This is a genomic window from Polaromonas sp. P1_E3 (genome assembly GCF_056405935.1).
Map to the genome: position 1 here is coordinate 1 of NZ_JBFUBD010000071.1, position 13,593 is coordinate 13,593.

The window sequence follows — 13,593 nt, forward strand, 5'->3', positions numbered from 1 at the left end:
CGACATGATCGTGCGTCACGAGCCCCGGCTGACGGGCGTACGTGTGACTGTGGAGGAAACGCGCAGTTCCGTCATGCCTTTCCAGGTAGTCGTCACAGGCAAGCTCGCCGACCAACCGCTGGCCGAGACCTTCAGCTTCGGATTGCCGCGCCGCTAGGCGCTTGCGGACCATGCAAGTCTACGGAACGCAACTCAAGGACTACTACCAGCGCGAGCTGGCGGGGCTGCGCAACGACGCTGCCGCATTTGCGCAGGCCTATCCGGCAGAGGCGCAAGCACTCAAACTCGATCGCACCGGTTCCCACGATCCCCATGTGGAAATGCTGATGCAGTCCTTTGCTTTCCTGACGGGCCGTGTGCAATATGAGTCCGAAGTCAGCAAGGCACTGATCCCGAACGTGCTGCTCGGTTACCTTTATCCGCACCTGGCGGCACCTGTGCCGCCCATGTTGGTTGCTCAGGTCCGCGTCAAGCCGGACGATGCAGCGGGCGCGGTTCTGGAACGCGGGCGGCAGGCCAGTGTGACGGCGGAGGACGGCCGGGGCCGGAAAAGCGTCTGCCGCTTTACGACAACCTGCGACCTGCCCTTGGTGCCGCTGGGTATTGTCGAAATTGAAATGCTGCAGGCGGGAGACTTTCCGGTCGGGTTGAGCGACGAACGTTGCCTGTCGGTGCTGCGTGTGCGGGTGCGCAGCCTGGGTATCGACCCGGTTAAGGCGCTCAAGAAAACCCGCTTGCGCTTTTACATCGACACCAGCCAGAAAGACGCCTGGTATCTGCAGGAGATGCTGGGCCTGCACCTGCACGCCGTTGATATCGCCCAGATTGGTGGCGAGCCATTGGCAGGCGCAAGCCAGAGCGCAGTCCACTGGCTCGGGTTTGGCGATGACGAGGCCGCGCTCCCGGTCCGAACCAACATGCATCCTGGACACCGGCTTCTTCAGGAATATTTCTCCTTCCCGGAAAAGTTCATGTTTTTTGAAACCGGCGAGTTTGACCTCGCTCCGTTTGAAAATAGTTTTGACTTGCTGTTCCAGTTTGACGTGGCTTCCCATAAAGATCGCCAGCTCGCGTCACGTTCGCTCAAGCTCAACTGCGTACCGATGGTGAACCTCTATCGCCAGCGCATGGAACCCCTGGCACTTGACCACACGCAGTACGAGTACCAGCTAACTGCAGACGTGCAGAACCGCCAGAACTGCGAGATTTACAGCATTGAGGAACTGGTTTCCATCAGCGCCGACGGCAGCCAACGCAAGCTGACGCCGTACTTCGAACTTGGGAATGCCCAGACGCGCGGCACCGATGACTACTTCTACGTGATGCGGCGCGAGGAGAACCAGCTCGGCGGCATCGCCRGTACCGAGGTATTCATATCTTTTCTTGATGTCCGGCAGCAGATGGCGCTGCCGCCGGCAGAAGTTGTTGGCGGGCGGGCGCTTTGTACCAATCGCAAGCTGGCAGAACAACTTCTGGTCAAGCAACCCCTTCAGCTCGAAGGAGCGGGGCCGATCAAGGTACTCGAAGTGGTAAGCCGGCCTTCGCGCCATATCACCCCTGCACTGATTGGGCGACGTCCCTGGTCGCTTGTGTCTCAGCTCGGCATGAGCCACTTGTCGATGGCAGAAGGGCCTCAGGCGCTCGCTGCATTCAAAAGCATGCTGCGCGACCATATCGACCCTCTGCAGGTACAGGCGTTTCGCAGCATTGAAGGGATTCAGGCCCTGCAATGTCGGCCCGGCATGCGCTACACGATACGCAATGGAGTGCGGGGTTATGTGCAATGTCTCTATATCACCCTCACACTGAATCGGAAACAGTTCGAGTCGACCAGCATGCTGCTATTTGCGTCAGTGCTGCGCTATTTCCTTGCGCTCTACTCGACAGTCAACAACATGGTCTGCGTAAGCCTGGAAACCACTGACGAGAAAGGAGTACTCAAAAGATGGCCACCAATGGTTGGGGCCCAGATCGTTCTTTGAGCCGCCGGCTCGAGCAGCGTTTTGGGGAGTTCAATTTCCTGCAGATGATCCGTCTGTGGCTGCGTCAGCCTGATGATCAGGCCGGCGGTTCAGGCCAGACCGTGCGGTTTGAGGCTGACCTGGATGCGGGCTTCCCCGCGCGCGCTGCGAGCGCTGTGCGTGTGCAGGCCATTGCAGCCGCGTCGTCTGCGGTTCCGGCGCTGATTGAAGCTGAAGGTGATCTGCATGAGCGGCCGCAGATGCTGGCGATCACCACCCCGGACTTCTGTGTTGGCAGTGCACTCGGTCCCTTGCCTGAACCTTTTCTTGAGTGGATGCGCGAGCTGGATCGCGCAGGAAAGTCCGCGACGCGCGCTTTTCTCGACATTTTCAATAACCGGCTCAATCTGCTGCGTTATGAAACCCGTGCTGGCTTTGAGCCAGGGCTGAACAACGAGCTGCCTGAGCGCAGCCAGCTCGCCGCATACCTTGGCGCGCTGATGGGGGTGGACAATGCCGAGCAGGCCGGGCAAATCCCGATGCCCCAGCGCCAGTGGCTCGGCATCGGAGACCTGCTGGCGAACGGCCGGCGGTCCGCCGCCGGGCTGGTTCAGGTGATCTCGGTGCAGCTTGGATTCCCTGTCAGGTTACAGCCACTGGTGGGCGCATGGCGGGCAATCGATCCGGACGATCAACACCGCCTGGGCCGCAGCGGCCACCGGCTTGGCGTCGACATGCTGCTGGGTCGCAGCACCTGGGATCAGCAGTCGCGCATCCGGCTGACCGCAGGCCCTGTCGCTTATTCCCGACTGGAAGCACTGCTGCCACCGTTGAAAAAAAACACGGAACCAAAGCGCTCGCTGCGCCAATGGCAACGCCTGCAGCGCCAGGTCGACATCGGCAGTGAAGCACCTGCCGAGCGTAGCCCGTATGAGGAACTGCAAGGATTGCTACGGTTGATGCTTGACCGTCGCCATGATGCCGAGATCGAACTTTCGGTGCTCGCCGAAGAGGTGCCGCTGGCGCGACTGGTATCGACTCAGGCCTCCGGCTTCTCCGGTATGCGCCTGGGTCTTAACGCATGGCTGAAGTCACGGCCGACGGACAGCGCCGCTGGCATTTCGGGTGTTTGCGTGGCGCGCTTTCTGGTCCCTGCCTATGAGTCGGGAGCCATGACGTGAACGACCGTGTCGCTGGCATGACGACCGCACTGGCTTCGCTGTCGCCGGCGCCGGTGGTCTACCTGCATGTTGCGCTGTTCCTGGAGGCGGGCACCATCCTGGGTGACGGTAGCTTCCGGCTGGTCAGTTTTAAAGGGCAGGAAAGCATTTCCGACCATTTTGAATACGAGCTGGAGTTGCACGGAAACTCGGACCCCGAGAGTGGCCTTGAGCTGGCCTTTGATGACCTGCTCGGGCGACCGGTCACTGTGGGGATTCATTACCCGGTGCTGGATGGCCAGCAGCAGCCGACGCGCGAAGAAGCCAACGAATGGTTTGACCAGGCCGTACACGGCCAGGACGAAGGCGCGCGGTTGTCCCTGTTCAATGGCATCGTTGCTTCCTTCTCCATGGAGCAACCCGGGGTCTATCGCGCGACGCTGAAGCCAGCGCTCTGGAAGCTTACGCTTACGAACAACTACTGCATCCATCGCCAACTGAATGTGCGCGATGCTATTGCGGGCGTCCTGCGCAAGCACAACATTGATTTTTCGGTCGCGGCGCTGGTCGGCTCAGGCAACCTGGCAGTCGCGAGACAACAGGACTGGCTGCAGGCCGGCGAAACCGATTACGAGTTCGTGCGGCGGCTTATGTCGAAAGCGCACATTTATTATTTCTACGTGAGCACCGGCACCAGTCATACGGTGGTGTTCGCCAACCGGCCCGTTTATCCGGAAGCCTTGCCCGATGGCAAGCCGCTGCGCTACTGCGGGACCCAGGAAGATACTCTCGGTTTGGCTCAGCCCGACATGATCGGCGACTACCGGTTTCAGCAGAGCTTGGCCAGCAGCGCGGTGGCCTCGGTGTTCACGCGCGAAGAGGCGGCTTGGGAGTCGGATGCGGTGGCGGGGTTCCAGAGCTTTCATGCACAGACCAAGCCTGCGCCTGGCGCCTTGCCATTCAACCAATACCAGATCTACCAATACGGCTGCAGCGACGTTGAGGTCGATCACTATGCCCGTGCAACGCAGGACACCCTGGATACGGGTAGCCGGCAATTCAGTGGTTCGAGCTATTGTCCCTACCTGCATTGCGGCCACCGCTTCTCGGTGACGCAGGAAGTGCGTTCAGGGCAATGGCCGTCGCAGGTCAGGCCTCAGCTGGAGGGAATGAGCTTTGTCGCGACGCAGGTTCAGCATGAGGCCACGCTCGACGGCAGCTATAGCAACAAGTTCCAGGCGACAGACGCTCAGGGGCTGGTTACGCCATTCTCCATCCAGGAGACCCAGCAAGGCAGCGTGCTCGCCAGTGTCGTCTCGGGTGGAAGCCAGGGTGTCGCGCCGGTGGGTTGGCGCTATATGCAGAAGGACAACTTTGACCCGGAGACCAGCCGCATTGTCGACAGCGAGGGTATTGCTCCGGTGCTTGAGGCGCAAGGTGTCTATGTGCGGTTCTCGACAGGCCAGGACATCTTTTCACCAGCCGGTGCCGACCCGGCGGAGCCGGTCTGGGTCAAACTGGCGGGGCACATGCAGACCGTGCCGGAGATCGGTGCGACCGTCATCATTACGCGCGCGCAAGACCAGTCCGAGCTGCCTGAAATCCAGAGCATCATCCAGGCGAACGGCACCAAGGTCATCATGCCGTCGGGCTGGACGGCCAATACCAACGTTGGCAGCAGCTATTCGACGGCTTATGGCGACGGCAAGAGCATCCGCTTTGGCTTGCGCTCCRATGCTGACCTGGACAACGCGGTTGCCATTGTCAGCCAGCAATACGACAGTGGCAAGTTCCGCGAATCGTCGTATTCGCAGGGTGCCACCTATGGCTATTCGACCTCAGAGGACGGCGCGAACGGCCTGCTGAGTCAGTCAGATTCCTTCGGTTCGACCCACAGCACCCATAAGGGTGCGGAAAGCTGGAGCAGCACCGAGTTCGGCACGACCACCAACCACTCGCTGGTGACCGGCAGCGCCACCAACACCAGCAAGACCGAAGGCACGCTCAGCAACACGACCTCGCAAAACCTCGTGTTCAATACAACCACGACCGCGAGCCAGACCAGTGAGTCGTTTACGGTCAGCAGCGTCAACCTAGACGTGACCGGCCAGCATTTCTCCACCTCGGCGGTCGGCATGGCTGTCAGCGCCAGCGCGACCGGGGTGCGGCTGTCGGGCTCGATGGAGGGAATGAGCAGCAGCAGCAGCATGGTCGGGCTCAGCGACAGTGACTCCGTCGTAGGCATGAGCATGCAGACCAGCGCGACCGGTTCGAGCAGCAACGTTGCGGTGACGCTTGCTTCGGACCATGTTTCGATGACGCTGGTCGATACGGGCACCAATCTGGTTGGCGTCAGCAGCAGCACCTCCATGACCGGTGCCAGTACGGCGATGAACCTGGTTGGCGCTCACAACGAGGTCAGCTTGACCGGCCTGTCCAGCCGGGTCAGCCTCACGGGCCAGAGCAACAGTGTTTCAGTTCTGGGGTCGAGCACTGACATCTCGCTGTCGGGCGACACCACGGCGATCTCGATGAAAGGCGCATCAACTTCCATTGAAATGACGGGAGCCGGCATCCTGGTGCAACTCACCGCGTTGCAGGCGTCGATGCAGATCACGGGCTTGAGCCTGACGATCACCGAACTGAAGATCTATCTCTAGGCTGCCATGAAGATCATCAAGCCCTTGAGCCTGGGCCTTCTCTACAAAACATACCGGCAATCCGGCGTAAGCCGCCTGGTGGTGACGGCACTGGGATTCTTTCCGCTGGGCGAAGCCAGCCCGCAGCGCTTTCTCATGGAAGGCCCGCAGTGGGCACGGGCACTCGCCGCATTGCCGGCGGGACAGGCGCTGGACGAAGCGATGCCCAAGGCCGGGGCCGAGGCCCTGGTGCTGGGGCGCGCGTGTGCGCCGGGAAAACGTCCGGTGACGCGCATGGAAGCGCGGCTGCAAGTCGGCCCTATCGACAAGCGTCTGGCGGTTTTCGGCGACAGGCAGTGGCGCTATGGCGTCTTGCCGCTCTTTGGCATCTCGCCGCCTGCGGAATTTATACATATGCCGCTTGATTTTGCGCATGCCTTCGGTGGTCCGGGCTGCGAAGCCAATCCGGTTGGCTGCGGCTATGACGGCAACCGGCTCGCCGCAATGGCCGGTGCGAACGAAGGTGCCATGCCGAATATCGAGTACGCCGCTCAGCCCGTCGACTGCCATGGACGCCACTATCCCCCTGCCGGCCTCGGCCCCATGCCTATCGATTGGGTGCCTCGCAAGCGCTATGCCGGTACGTACGATGAGCGCTGGCTGCGCGAGGACTACCCCGGCTTGCCGCGGGATCTTGACTGGCGGCTTTATAACCAGGCAGCCGCCGACCAGCGCATCGCGAATCCTTTCGTGGGCGGTGAGGCCTACCTGTTACAGGGGATGCATCCGCAGGTTGAGACTGTCCGTGGCGTACTGCCTGAGCAGCGTGTCAGGGCTTTCGCCCTCAAAAAGGAAGCTTCTCCCGCTTCACTTGCTGAAATCGGGCTGCGCATGGACACGGTCTGGTTCATCCCCGAGCAGCAACTCGGTATTGCGGCCTGGCGGGGCGAGATACAGGTTACCGACAGTGATGCACTGGACATCGGGGTATTGATGCTGGCTTACGAAGGCGCTACCGAGGCGCCCCGTACCCTGAGCTATTACGCAGAAGTGCTCACGCTGCGCCTGGACCCGGAGACGGCACCGTTGCATGCGCTCAACGAGTCGCAGCTCGCGCCGCGGCTCGACCCGGTCGATCCCACGCTGGCTGCCGCCGGGGACGAAGCGGCATTGAAAAAACGCCAGGACGTGCTTGACGAAGTGACGCGCGAATTTTGGCAGCAAAGCGGCATGACGCAACCCGCGGGCTACGAGCCGCCAAAAGCGGGTCCGCCTCTGCTTCAAACGCCGTCGGCGAAAGCCTTGGCCGATGGCGACATGGACTTGACAGACCTCATGCATAGCGTCGAAAAGCTGGTGGCCAATACCCGCGAAAATGCGGCCGCACAGCAAGCTGCATTTACTCACCAGTTAGCAGAGCTGCGGGTGCTGACGGGGCAGACGGGGCAGACGGGGCACACGAATGTTCCCGCTGGGGAGGATGGAAATGCTCCGGAGCCCGGGCCACTTTGGACGGAGGTGTTGCAGCGCGCCGACGGTACAGCGACGCAAGAGGCACTGGCGCCGCTCGCGCTGGCCGCGACGCCATCCCAACATGCCGACCTTATGGCTGCCGCGCAACTTAAAAGCAAAGCCCGCCATGCGTCTCCCGTCCCGCTGTCGCCCGCGCAGGCGTTGCCGCCCGTTGTCGCGTCGCTACTGGGGGCGCAGGTGCTGGCATGGGCGAAGGCCGGAGAAAATCTTGCCGGCCGCGACCTTGCCGGCGTCGACCTGCGCGGTGCCGTACTTGTGGGCCTTGACCTTGGCGGATGCATGCTGGAGTACGCCGACCTCAGCGGTGCCGACCTGCGCGGCTGCAACCTGCACCGCGCTGTCCTGACTCAGGCGCGACTCAATGGCGCACTGCTTGATGAGGCCAACCTTGATGAGGCCAATCTCTGCAGCAGCCATGCATGCAAAGCGAGTTTTCGCGGGGCCAGTCTTCGTTCGGCTCGTGCTTCCAGGGCGACCTGGACGCAAGCTTGCGGCTCCGATTGCGACTTGTCAGCCGCTCAACTCGACGATACCGATCTTTGCGGTGCGAACTTTGATGGCGCGACGCTGGATACAACAATTTTGAACCAGGCCAAACTGGCTGGAAGCAGCTGGTGCGGTGCCTCGTTCAACAAATGCGTAGCCTGGAAGCTGCAGGCCCAGGGAGCCGATTTTTCGGGTTCGCGATGGCAGAGAAGCGCATTGATCGGTTCCGACCTGTCGGCGAGTAGATGGAGAGAGGCCCGGCTGGTGCAAGTCCAGGGGAATGACAGCGACTGGCGTGGCGCCGACCTGTCCGGATTGCGCGCTGAACGCGGAAGCTGGACGCAAAGCCAGTTGCAGGGTGCACGGCTCGACGGCGCTTTCATCATGGCGTGCGACATGAGTCGGGCTGACCTCAGCGCCGCCAGCCTTGACGGTGCCTGCCTGCCGCGTACGCTCATGATGAAGACTCAACTGTCTGGTGTGAGTGCGGTGGGCGCCGACTTCTACCAGGCGTTGTTGCGAAAGGCTGACTTCGGAAAGGCCGATCTCCGCGACGCCAGCTTCTATGAAGCCGAACTCACCGAGGTGTGCCTGGTTGATGCGGACACACGCGGTGTACGCCTGGATGCACGCAGGAGGCTCGCATGAGCAGAACTTACAGCCAGGCCTCCGCCCAGGATTGGGCCGAGATTCAGCGCCTGGTCCGGCTTGGCCGTCCGGTGCGCGGTCAGATGCTGGCCGGGCTTGATGCAAGTGGCCACGACTTCACCGGTGCGGTTTTCAGCGGTTGCCAGCTGGCCGGTTCGTATTGGGCCGGTGCCCAGCTGGAGGGCGCGTCCTTTATTGACTGCGAACTGGACGCGGCCGTTTTTTGCGATGCGAGGTTGCGCCGCACCGCTTTTTGCCAGAGCCGCCTAGCTGGCAGCGATTGGCGCGATACGGCCGGCACAATGCTTGCCTTCAGTCAGTGTGACCTCCGCCAAAGCCGTTGGGACGGTGCCAGCCTGGAGAAATCCATGTTGACGAAGTGCGATATCGGTAGCTCTTTCTGGATTGGGGCGCGCTTGCTTCGCAGCGCCTTTGCAGATTGCCAGTGGAGCGGCAGTGACTGGCAGGATGCCGAATTGCAGCAGGTAAGCCTGAACGAGGCACAACTGCAGGAAGCCAGGCTCGTTGGCATGCGTGCCAGCACCAGCCTGTTTATTAAAGCCAGCTTCGCCGGGCAGAAGCTGGCCGGCGCCAGTTTGTTGCGCTGCACTTTGCAGGGTGCCGATTTTTCAGGTGCTGATCTGAGCCGCGCCAGCATCCGTGAATCGAACTGTGCCGAAGCCTGCTTCAGCGCAACTTTGATGAGCGGTATCGACGCGACACGCTGCCAGTTTCTAAGGGCGAAATTTGACCGGGTCAACCTTGACGGCGCCCAACTCGAGGGTGCGGTATTGCAAAAAGCCCAGCTCAAGGAAGTTTCGCTGCGCGGAGCCGGATTGGTGAAAACGATCTGGGATCACAGCAGGCATGACAGCGTCGTTTTCGCGGGGTCGGACTTGCAGCTTGCCCAGTTCGCGCATGCAAGCGGCCGGGCAATGGATTTCCGGTATTGCAGGCTCGACCGTACGAGTTTTCATTGTGCAGTCTGGACCGGTGCCGATTTCACGGGTGCCAATGTAGCCGCCGCCCTAGGGACCCAGGAGGCGCGCGCCGCCGCCGAAAAACGTTCACTTGAAATGGAAGCAGCATGAAACAGGCGACACAACGGCTTGACCTTCCCGTATACCCCGAAACCATGCAGGGTTGGGGAGAGGCGAGCATAGGCCGGTCGCTCGGACAGGCGCAATGGCGGCTCACAGACGGCCGGCTTGCATTGCAAGCAGTTTCCTGCCTGCTCACGCCGCTGCCCGGTGACACGGTGGCCGTGCTGCAAAGTGCTTCGGGCTTGTTCGTGACGCATATTTTGCTGCGCCCGCAGCCGGCCGCGGACACGCCGGGCGCAGGCCGTGCCGAGCTTTCCGTGCCGGGTGCGGAGCTTATGGCGATCACCCAGCCGGCTTTTGAGCTGGCTTGCACCCGCCAAATTGCACTGCGTTGTCTTGGTGACGTCGAGCTGATGTCGGCCAGCGGCTCTGTGAGTGTCAACGCAAGGGATTTCCTGGCGTCCGTCAGCGAGACCATGGTGCAATCGGCGCGCCATCTCGTGACGCGAGTCGAGCACGGAATCATGCAGGCCTCGGCGCTGCTGAGGCTCCATGGCCGGCAGGCGTTGGTCACGGCCGAGGAAGACATCAAACTCGATGCCGAGCGCATCAGCCTGGGATGAACCATGTTCGCTAACACGAACCTCTGCGTCATCAATTTCGCGTTTCCCGACGTCTGCCTGGTGCCTACGCCGGTAGGGCCGGTGCCTATACCGTTTCCCAATATCGTCATCACGATCTCGCACATTCCTTCGCAGGCCTGCGTGATCATCGGCGGCGGACTCGCCGAGAACCTGGTGACACAGGGCACGTTGAGCAACGGCGACGAGCCTGGCGTCAACCTGGGTGTGGTTTCAGGCATGGAAATTGGACCGGACCGATACCTCATGGGTAGCTTCAAGGTCGCAATGGGCGGCGTGTTTGCGACACGGCTGACCAGTGTGGTCGGGCAGAACGGCATGATAGGCAACGCGATCGGCATGTCGATCACGCCCTCGCAGGTATGTGTGATGGTGCTGGGATGATCATGCGCGCCACCAAGTTGCTTTCCGGCATGGCAGCGTTGCTGTTGGTTTCGGGTTGCGGCTTTATCAGCTATGCGCTGGACTACAGCCCCACCACACCGCTAAAGACGCTGAACATCGTCGCCGAACTCGATGCCAATCAGAATATGGGAACCGAGGTCGACCTGGTGTTTGTCTTTGACAAGAACGCCGCGGCCGTCTTGCCGAAGACCTCACCCGACTGGTTTGCCAACCGCGACGCGCTGCAAGCCGGTCTGGCCAGCGGTATCGCAGTGCTTGGCGTGCAGGTTGTGCCTGGCAGCACGGTCACCAACCTGCCCCTGCCCAGCGGTTACGGCAAGGCCGTCTATATCTACAGCTACGCAAGGTACGTGAGCGCCGGCGGTCAGGCTGTCGCCAACATCACTGCCTACAAATGCGCATTGATCACCCTTCGTAGCACGCAGATCAGCTACACGAGCTGTCTTTCATGATTGGAGAACCCATGCCTGAAACAATTTCAGCGTCCAAAACCGCGCAGCCTGCAGCGAAGATGTTCTCCGCTGTGGCCGGTCCCGCCTTGCCCGACAGTGTCCAGTGGATAGAAGGGATGTTGCTGTCACCCCAGCATTTCCAGCAGAGCGATGTCTACTGGCAGGAGCAGTTGAGGTACCGGCTGTCGTGTGTCGCGCCGGACTTTTGGGGGTTAAGTCTGCTGCAGCTGGATATGGTGAAGCTCAAGGCCGGTATCGTCGCAATCAAACGGCTTGAATGCATCATGCCCGACGGGACGCCAGTTGTTTTCCCCGGTTCGTATACCGGAAAAGCGCTCGAACTTGATGTCACCGCGCAGTTGCAACGCACGCCGGACGGGGTGCGATTGTCGCTGGTCATGCCTGTGCGGGGTAACGCCTCCAATCACTGGAATACAACCCCCGCACGCAATGAGGTTGTGCACGGCCTGGTATCACTTGACGAGAATACCCTGACCGGATCGGTGCCGGTCGATCGCCTGCGGCCGGCCATTTCGCTGTCGGCTGAAGTTGCTACGCCGGCCGGTTATGAGGTTTGCCCGCTGTTCGAGTTGTTCCGGCGCGAAGAAAACAGGCACGTCGAATTCAAGCCCTACCACCCGCCCATGCTGTGCTGGCAGGCCGGCGATTTTCTCAAGGCAACCGGCTTGCGGCACCGGCTCCAGCTACTCAATGAAGCGCTGTGGCTCAAACTGCGCGAACTGGGCGCCAACCGGGAAGGCGACGGTCCCGAGGACGACGAATTGCAGGGCGCCCATTTCCGCAGACACCTGGAAATGGCCCGGAGGCTGGCCGCCGTGCTGCCGCAGTTCAGCCTCATCGTGCAGCGTCCCGAGTCGAGCCCGCGCGCGGTCTACGATAGCTTGGCGCTGCTGCTTGGCACGATGGCATCGTTCGGCGCCAATCCCATCCCGCCGGTGCTGGACGCTTATCGGCACGATGACTGCTCACCACAGTTCCGGCGCGCGATGGATTACGTGGTGCGCAAGCTCAGCTATATCAACACCAGTTTTGAGCTGCAGCCGTTTGAACGCCATGCCGACGGTACTTTTACACATGTGTTGCCTCCAGACGTGGGTGAACAAGTGCTTGTAGAACTCAGGCCGCAGGGGGGCCAGGGCCTGGGGGCCGATGGACGCGCGTCAATGGAACGCTGGCTGCTTGACGCTTGCATCGCGAGCGAGGCGCTGCTGCCCGCTGCAACCCGGCTGCGCGTGACCGCAAGGCCACACCTTCTGACCGCCGAGGAACTGGCGAAGCGCAACCTTCGCTCGGGGGCGGCCTTGTTTGCGATCGACAACCAGGTGCTGCAGCTCAAGGAGGGCGAAACCAGGCTGTTCGGTCCGGGGCAAAATCTTGTTATCAGCGGTGACAGGAAATCGCCTGGAACCGCGCCCGCGATGATTCTGCTTTATCGTGCGCGCGCCGCAGGTACACGGACCTGAAAGACGCTGCCATGCAGCCTGCCGCCTTGCCCGAAATGCCCCTCCTGAGCTGCTTTGCGCAGTTCTATGAGGAGGTCGCGCGCGTGCGCCACGAGAGCGAGCGAGGGTCGCTGCAGGCCTACTTGGGCGTCTCCGCTGCGGCACCGGCCGAGCCGGCTGAACTCGCGGGCTGTGTGAGCCTGCGCCTTGCTGACCTGCTGGCCGGCCAGGCACGCGATATGCGTGCTACCGCGAGCGAGGCGCAGCAGCGCGCCTATACGGCAGCCAGCTATGTGATGGTGGTGCTCGCTGACGAGATTTTCATTCTTGAACTCTTGTGGCCAGCGCAGGATGCCTGGCTCGAGGTTCTGCTTGAGCACCGGCACTTCGGTTCGCGCCAGGCTGGGCGTCGCTTCTTCGACATGGCAGAGCAGGTGCTGGCTGTAGCGTCGCGATCCAATCTGCATCGCGACCTCGCTGCCTGCTTTCTGCTCGCGCTGCAGCTCGGTTTCAAGGGAATGCACCGGGGTGCGCAGGGCCAGCTGTTCCTGGACACACTGCGCCAGCGCCTTCACCGATTCGTCAACGGCCGACAGGCAGAGCCTGACGGCAGGCTGTTTGTGCAAGCCTATGAACACACGGTCAAGTCGACTGCCGATGCCCGGGTCGCGCCCCTGCGCCCATGGTTGCGCCTGGCGATGGGTTATGCAATGGGCTTTGGGCTGGTGTCTTCGGCGCTCTGGCTATGGCTGATCCAGCCGCTGGTCAAGGTTGCGGGTGTTTGAGATGAACAGCATCAGCAGTACCTGGTTTGGCGTGCTTGCTGTCATCGCGGCAATATTCGGCGTGCTGGTGCTGTGGCTGATCGTGCGCTCGCGCCAGGCGAAATTGATCGTGGCCGCCGGCGCCATCAAGCCGGTTTTGGCTGCGGGTTTCTGGCGAGCACGCTGGCTGTCGTTCCTGGCCTGGTTGCGCGGGCTGCGTACCGTGCTATCCAAAACCGCACGGGAGCGCTACCGGCAAACATGGGTCATCGTGGTTGGACAGGCCGGCGCCGGTAAAAGCAGCTTGATCGCTTCGTTGCGCCAGGTCCAGCAACGGCCGGACGCACAGGCGGCGATGGTCACCGGCGTGCCCCGCACAGCCTGGCACAGTCTGGCAC

Annotated in this window: 11 protein-coding genes; all 11 read left to right on the forward strand. The window is 61.7% G+C overall.

Annotation, left to right across the window (positions count from 1 at the left end):
• Positions 1-170 precede the first annotated feature (170 nt).
• A complete protein-coding gene (gene tssF, locus AC1D0Z_RS10560) occupies positions 171-1,982 on the forward strand; it encodes a type VI secretion system baseplate subunit TssF (protein ID WP_477658201.1) in 1,812 nt (603 codons plus the stop codon).
• Complete coding sequence (tssG, locus tag AC1D0Z_RS10565; RefSeq protein WP_477658202.1) at positions 1,946-3,142, forward strand: type VI secretion system baseplate subunit TssG; 1,197 nt, start codon at positions 1,946-1,948, stop codon at positions 3,140-3,142. The genes tssF and tssG overlap by 37 nt, the downstream gene beginning before the upstream one ends.
• Before the next feature lie 17 nt (positions 3,143-3,159).
• The gene (locus AC1D0Z_RS10570) at positions 3,160-5,781 is read left to right on the forward strand and encodes a contractile injection system protein, VgrG/Pvc8 family (protein WP_477658203.1); all 2,622 of its coding nucleotides are present in this window, start codon (positions 3,160-3,162) and stop codon (positions 5,779-5,781) included.
• 6 nt (positions 5,782-5,787) lie between these two features.
• Positions 5,788-8,427: a DUF2169 family type VI secretion system accessory protein gene (locus AC1D0Z_RS10575; protein WP_477658204.1), complete on the forward strand. Its 2,640-nt coding sequence runs from the start codon at positions 5,788-5,790 to the stop codon at positions 8,425-8,427.
• Positions 8,428-8,510: 83 nt separating this feature from the next.
• The gene (locus tag AC1D0Z_RS10580; protein ID WP_477658205.1) at positions 8,511-9,518 is read left to right on the forward strand and encodes a pentapeptide repeat-containing protein; all 1,008 of its coding nucleotides are present in this window, start codon (positions 8,511-8,513) and stop codon (positions 9,516-9,518) included.
• Positions 9,515-10,093, forward strand: a complete 579-nt coding sequence (locus tag AC1D0Z_RS10585) for a DUF3540 domain-containing protein (RefSeq protein WP_477658206.1) — start codon at positions 9,515-9,517, stop codon at positions 10,091-10,093. Before AC1D0Z_RS10580 ends, AC1D0Z_RS10585 begins: the two co-directional genes overlap by 4 nt.
• Before the next feature lie 3 nt (positions 10,094-10,096).
• Positions 10,097-10,495, forward strand: coding sequence for a DUF4150 domain-containing protein (locus tag AC1D0Z_RS10590; protein ID WP_348049148.1), 399 nt, complete (start codon positions 10,097-10,099; stop codon positions 10,493-10,495).
• Positions 10,496-10,497: 2 nt separating this feature from the next.
• Entirely contained in the window at positions 10,498-10,968 is a 471-nt protein-coding gene (locus tag AC1D0Z_RS10595; protein WP_477658207.1) for a hypothetical protein, read from the forward strand.
• A 59-nt stretch (positions 10,969-11,027) separates the two neighbouring features.
• Complete coding sequence (tssK, locus tag AC1D0Z_RS10600; RefSeq protein ID WP_477658208.1) at positions 11,028-12,452, forward strand: type VI secretion system baseplate subunit TssK; 1,425 nt, start codon at positions 11,028-11,030, stop codon at positions 12,450-12,452.
• Between the two features lie 11 nt (positions 12,453-12,463).
• Entirely contained in the window at positions 12,464-13,216 is a 753-nt protein-coding gene (locus AC1D0Z_RS10605) for a DotU family type IV/VI secretion system protein (RefSeq protein ID WP_477658209.1), read from the forward strand.
• A 1-nt stretch (position 13,217) separates the two neighbouring features.
• On the forward strand, positions 13,218-13,593 hold a 376-nt coding region (locus AC1D0Z_RS10610; RefSeq protein ID WP_477658210.1), incomplete at its 3' end, for a hypothetical protein.

What these genes read in the sequence shown, in the direction of transcription:
- tssK (WP_477658208.1), top strand. Translation starts at nt 11,028, where the DNA reads ATGTTCTCCGCTGTGGCCGGTCCCGCCTTGCCCGACAGTGTCCAGTGG.
- AC1D0Z_RS10575 (WP_477658204.1), top strand. Translation starts at nt 5,788, where the DNA reads ATGAAGATCATCAAGCCCTTGAGCCTGGGCCTTCTCTACAAAACATAC.
- AC1D0Z_RS10585 (WP_477658206.1), top strand. Translation starts at nt 9,515, where the DNA reads ATGAAACAGGCGACACAACGGCTTGACCTTCCCGTATACCCCGAAACC.
- AC1D0Z_RS10580 (WP_477658205.1), top strand. Translation starts at nt 8,511, where the DNA reads ATGCTGGCCGGGCTTGATGCAAGTGGCCACGACTTCACCGGTGCGGTT.
- AC1D0Z_RS10605 (WP_477658209.1), top strand. Translation starts at nt 12,464, where the DNA reads ATGCAGCCTGCCGCCTTGCCCGAAATGCCCCTCCTGAGCTGCTTTGCG.
- AC1D0Z_RS10590 (WP_348049148.1), top strand. Translation starts at nt 10,097, where the DNA reads ATGTTCGCTAACACGAACCTCTGCGTCATCAATTTCGCGTTTCCCGAC.
- AC1D0Z_RS10595 (WP_477658207.1), top strand. Translation starts at nt 10,498, where the DNA reads ATGCGCGCCACCAAGTTGCTTTCCGGCATGGCAGCGTTGCTGTTGGTT.
- tssG (WP_477658202.1), top strand. Translation starts at nt 1,946, where the DNA reads ATGGCCACCAATGGTTGGGGCCCAGATCGTTCTTTGAGCCGCCGGCTC.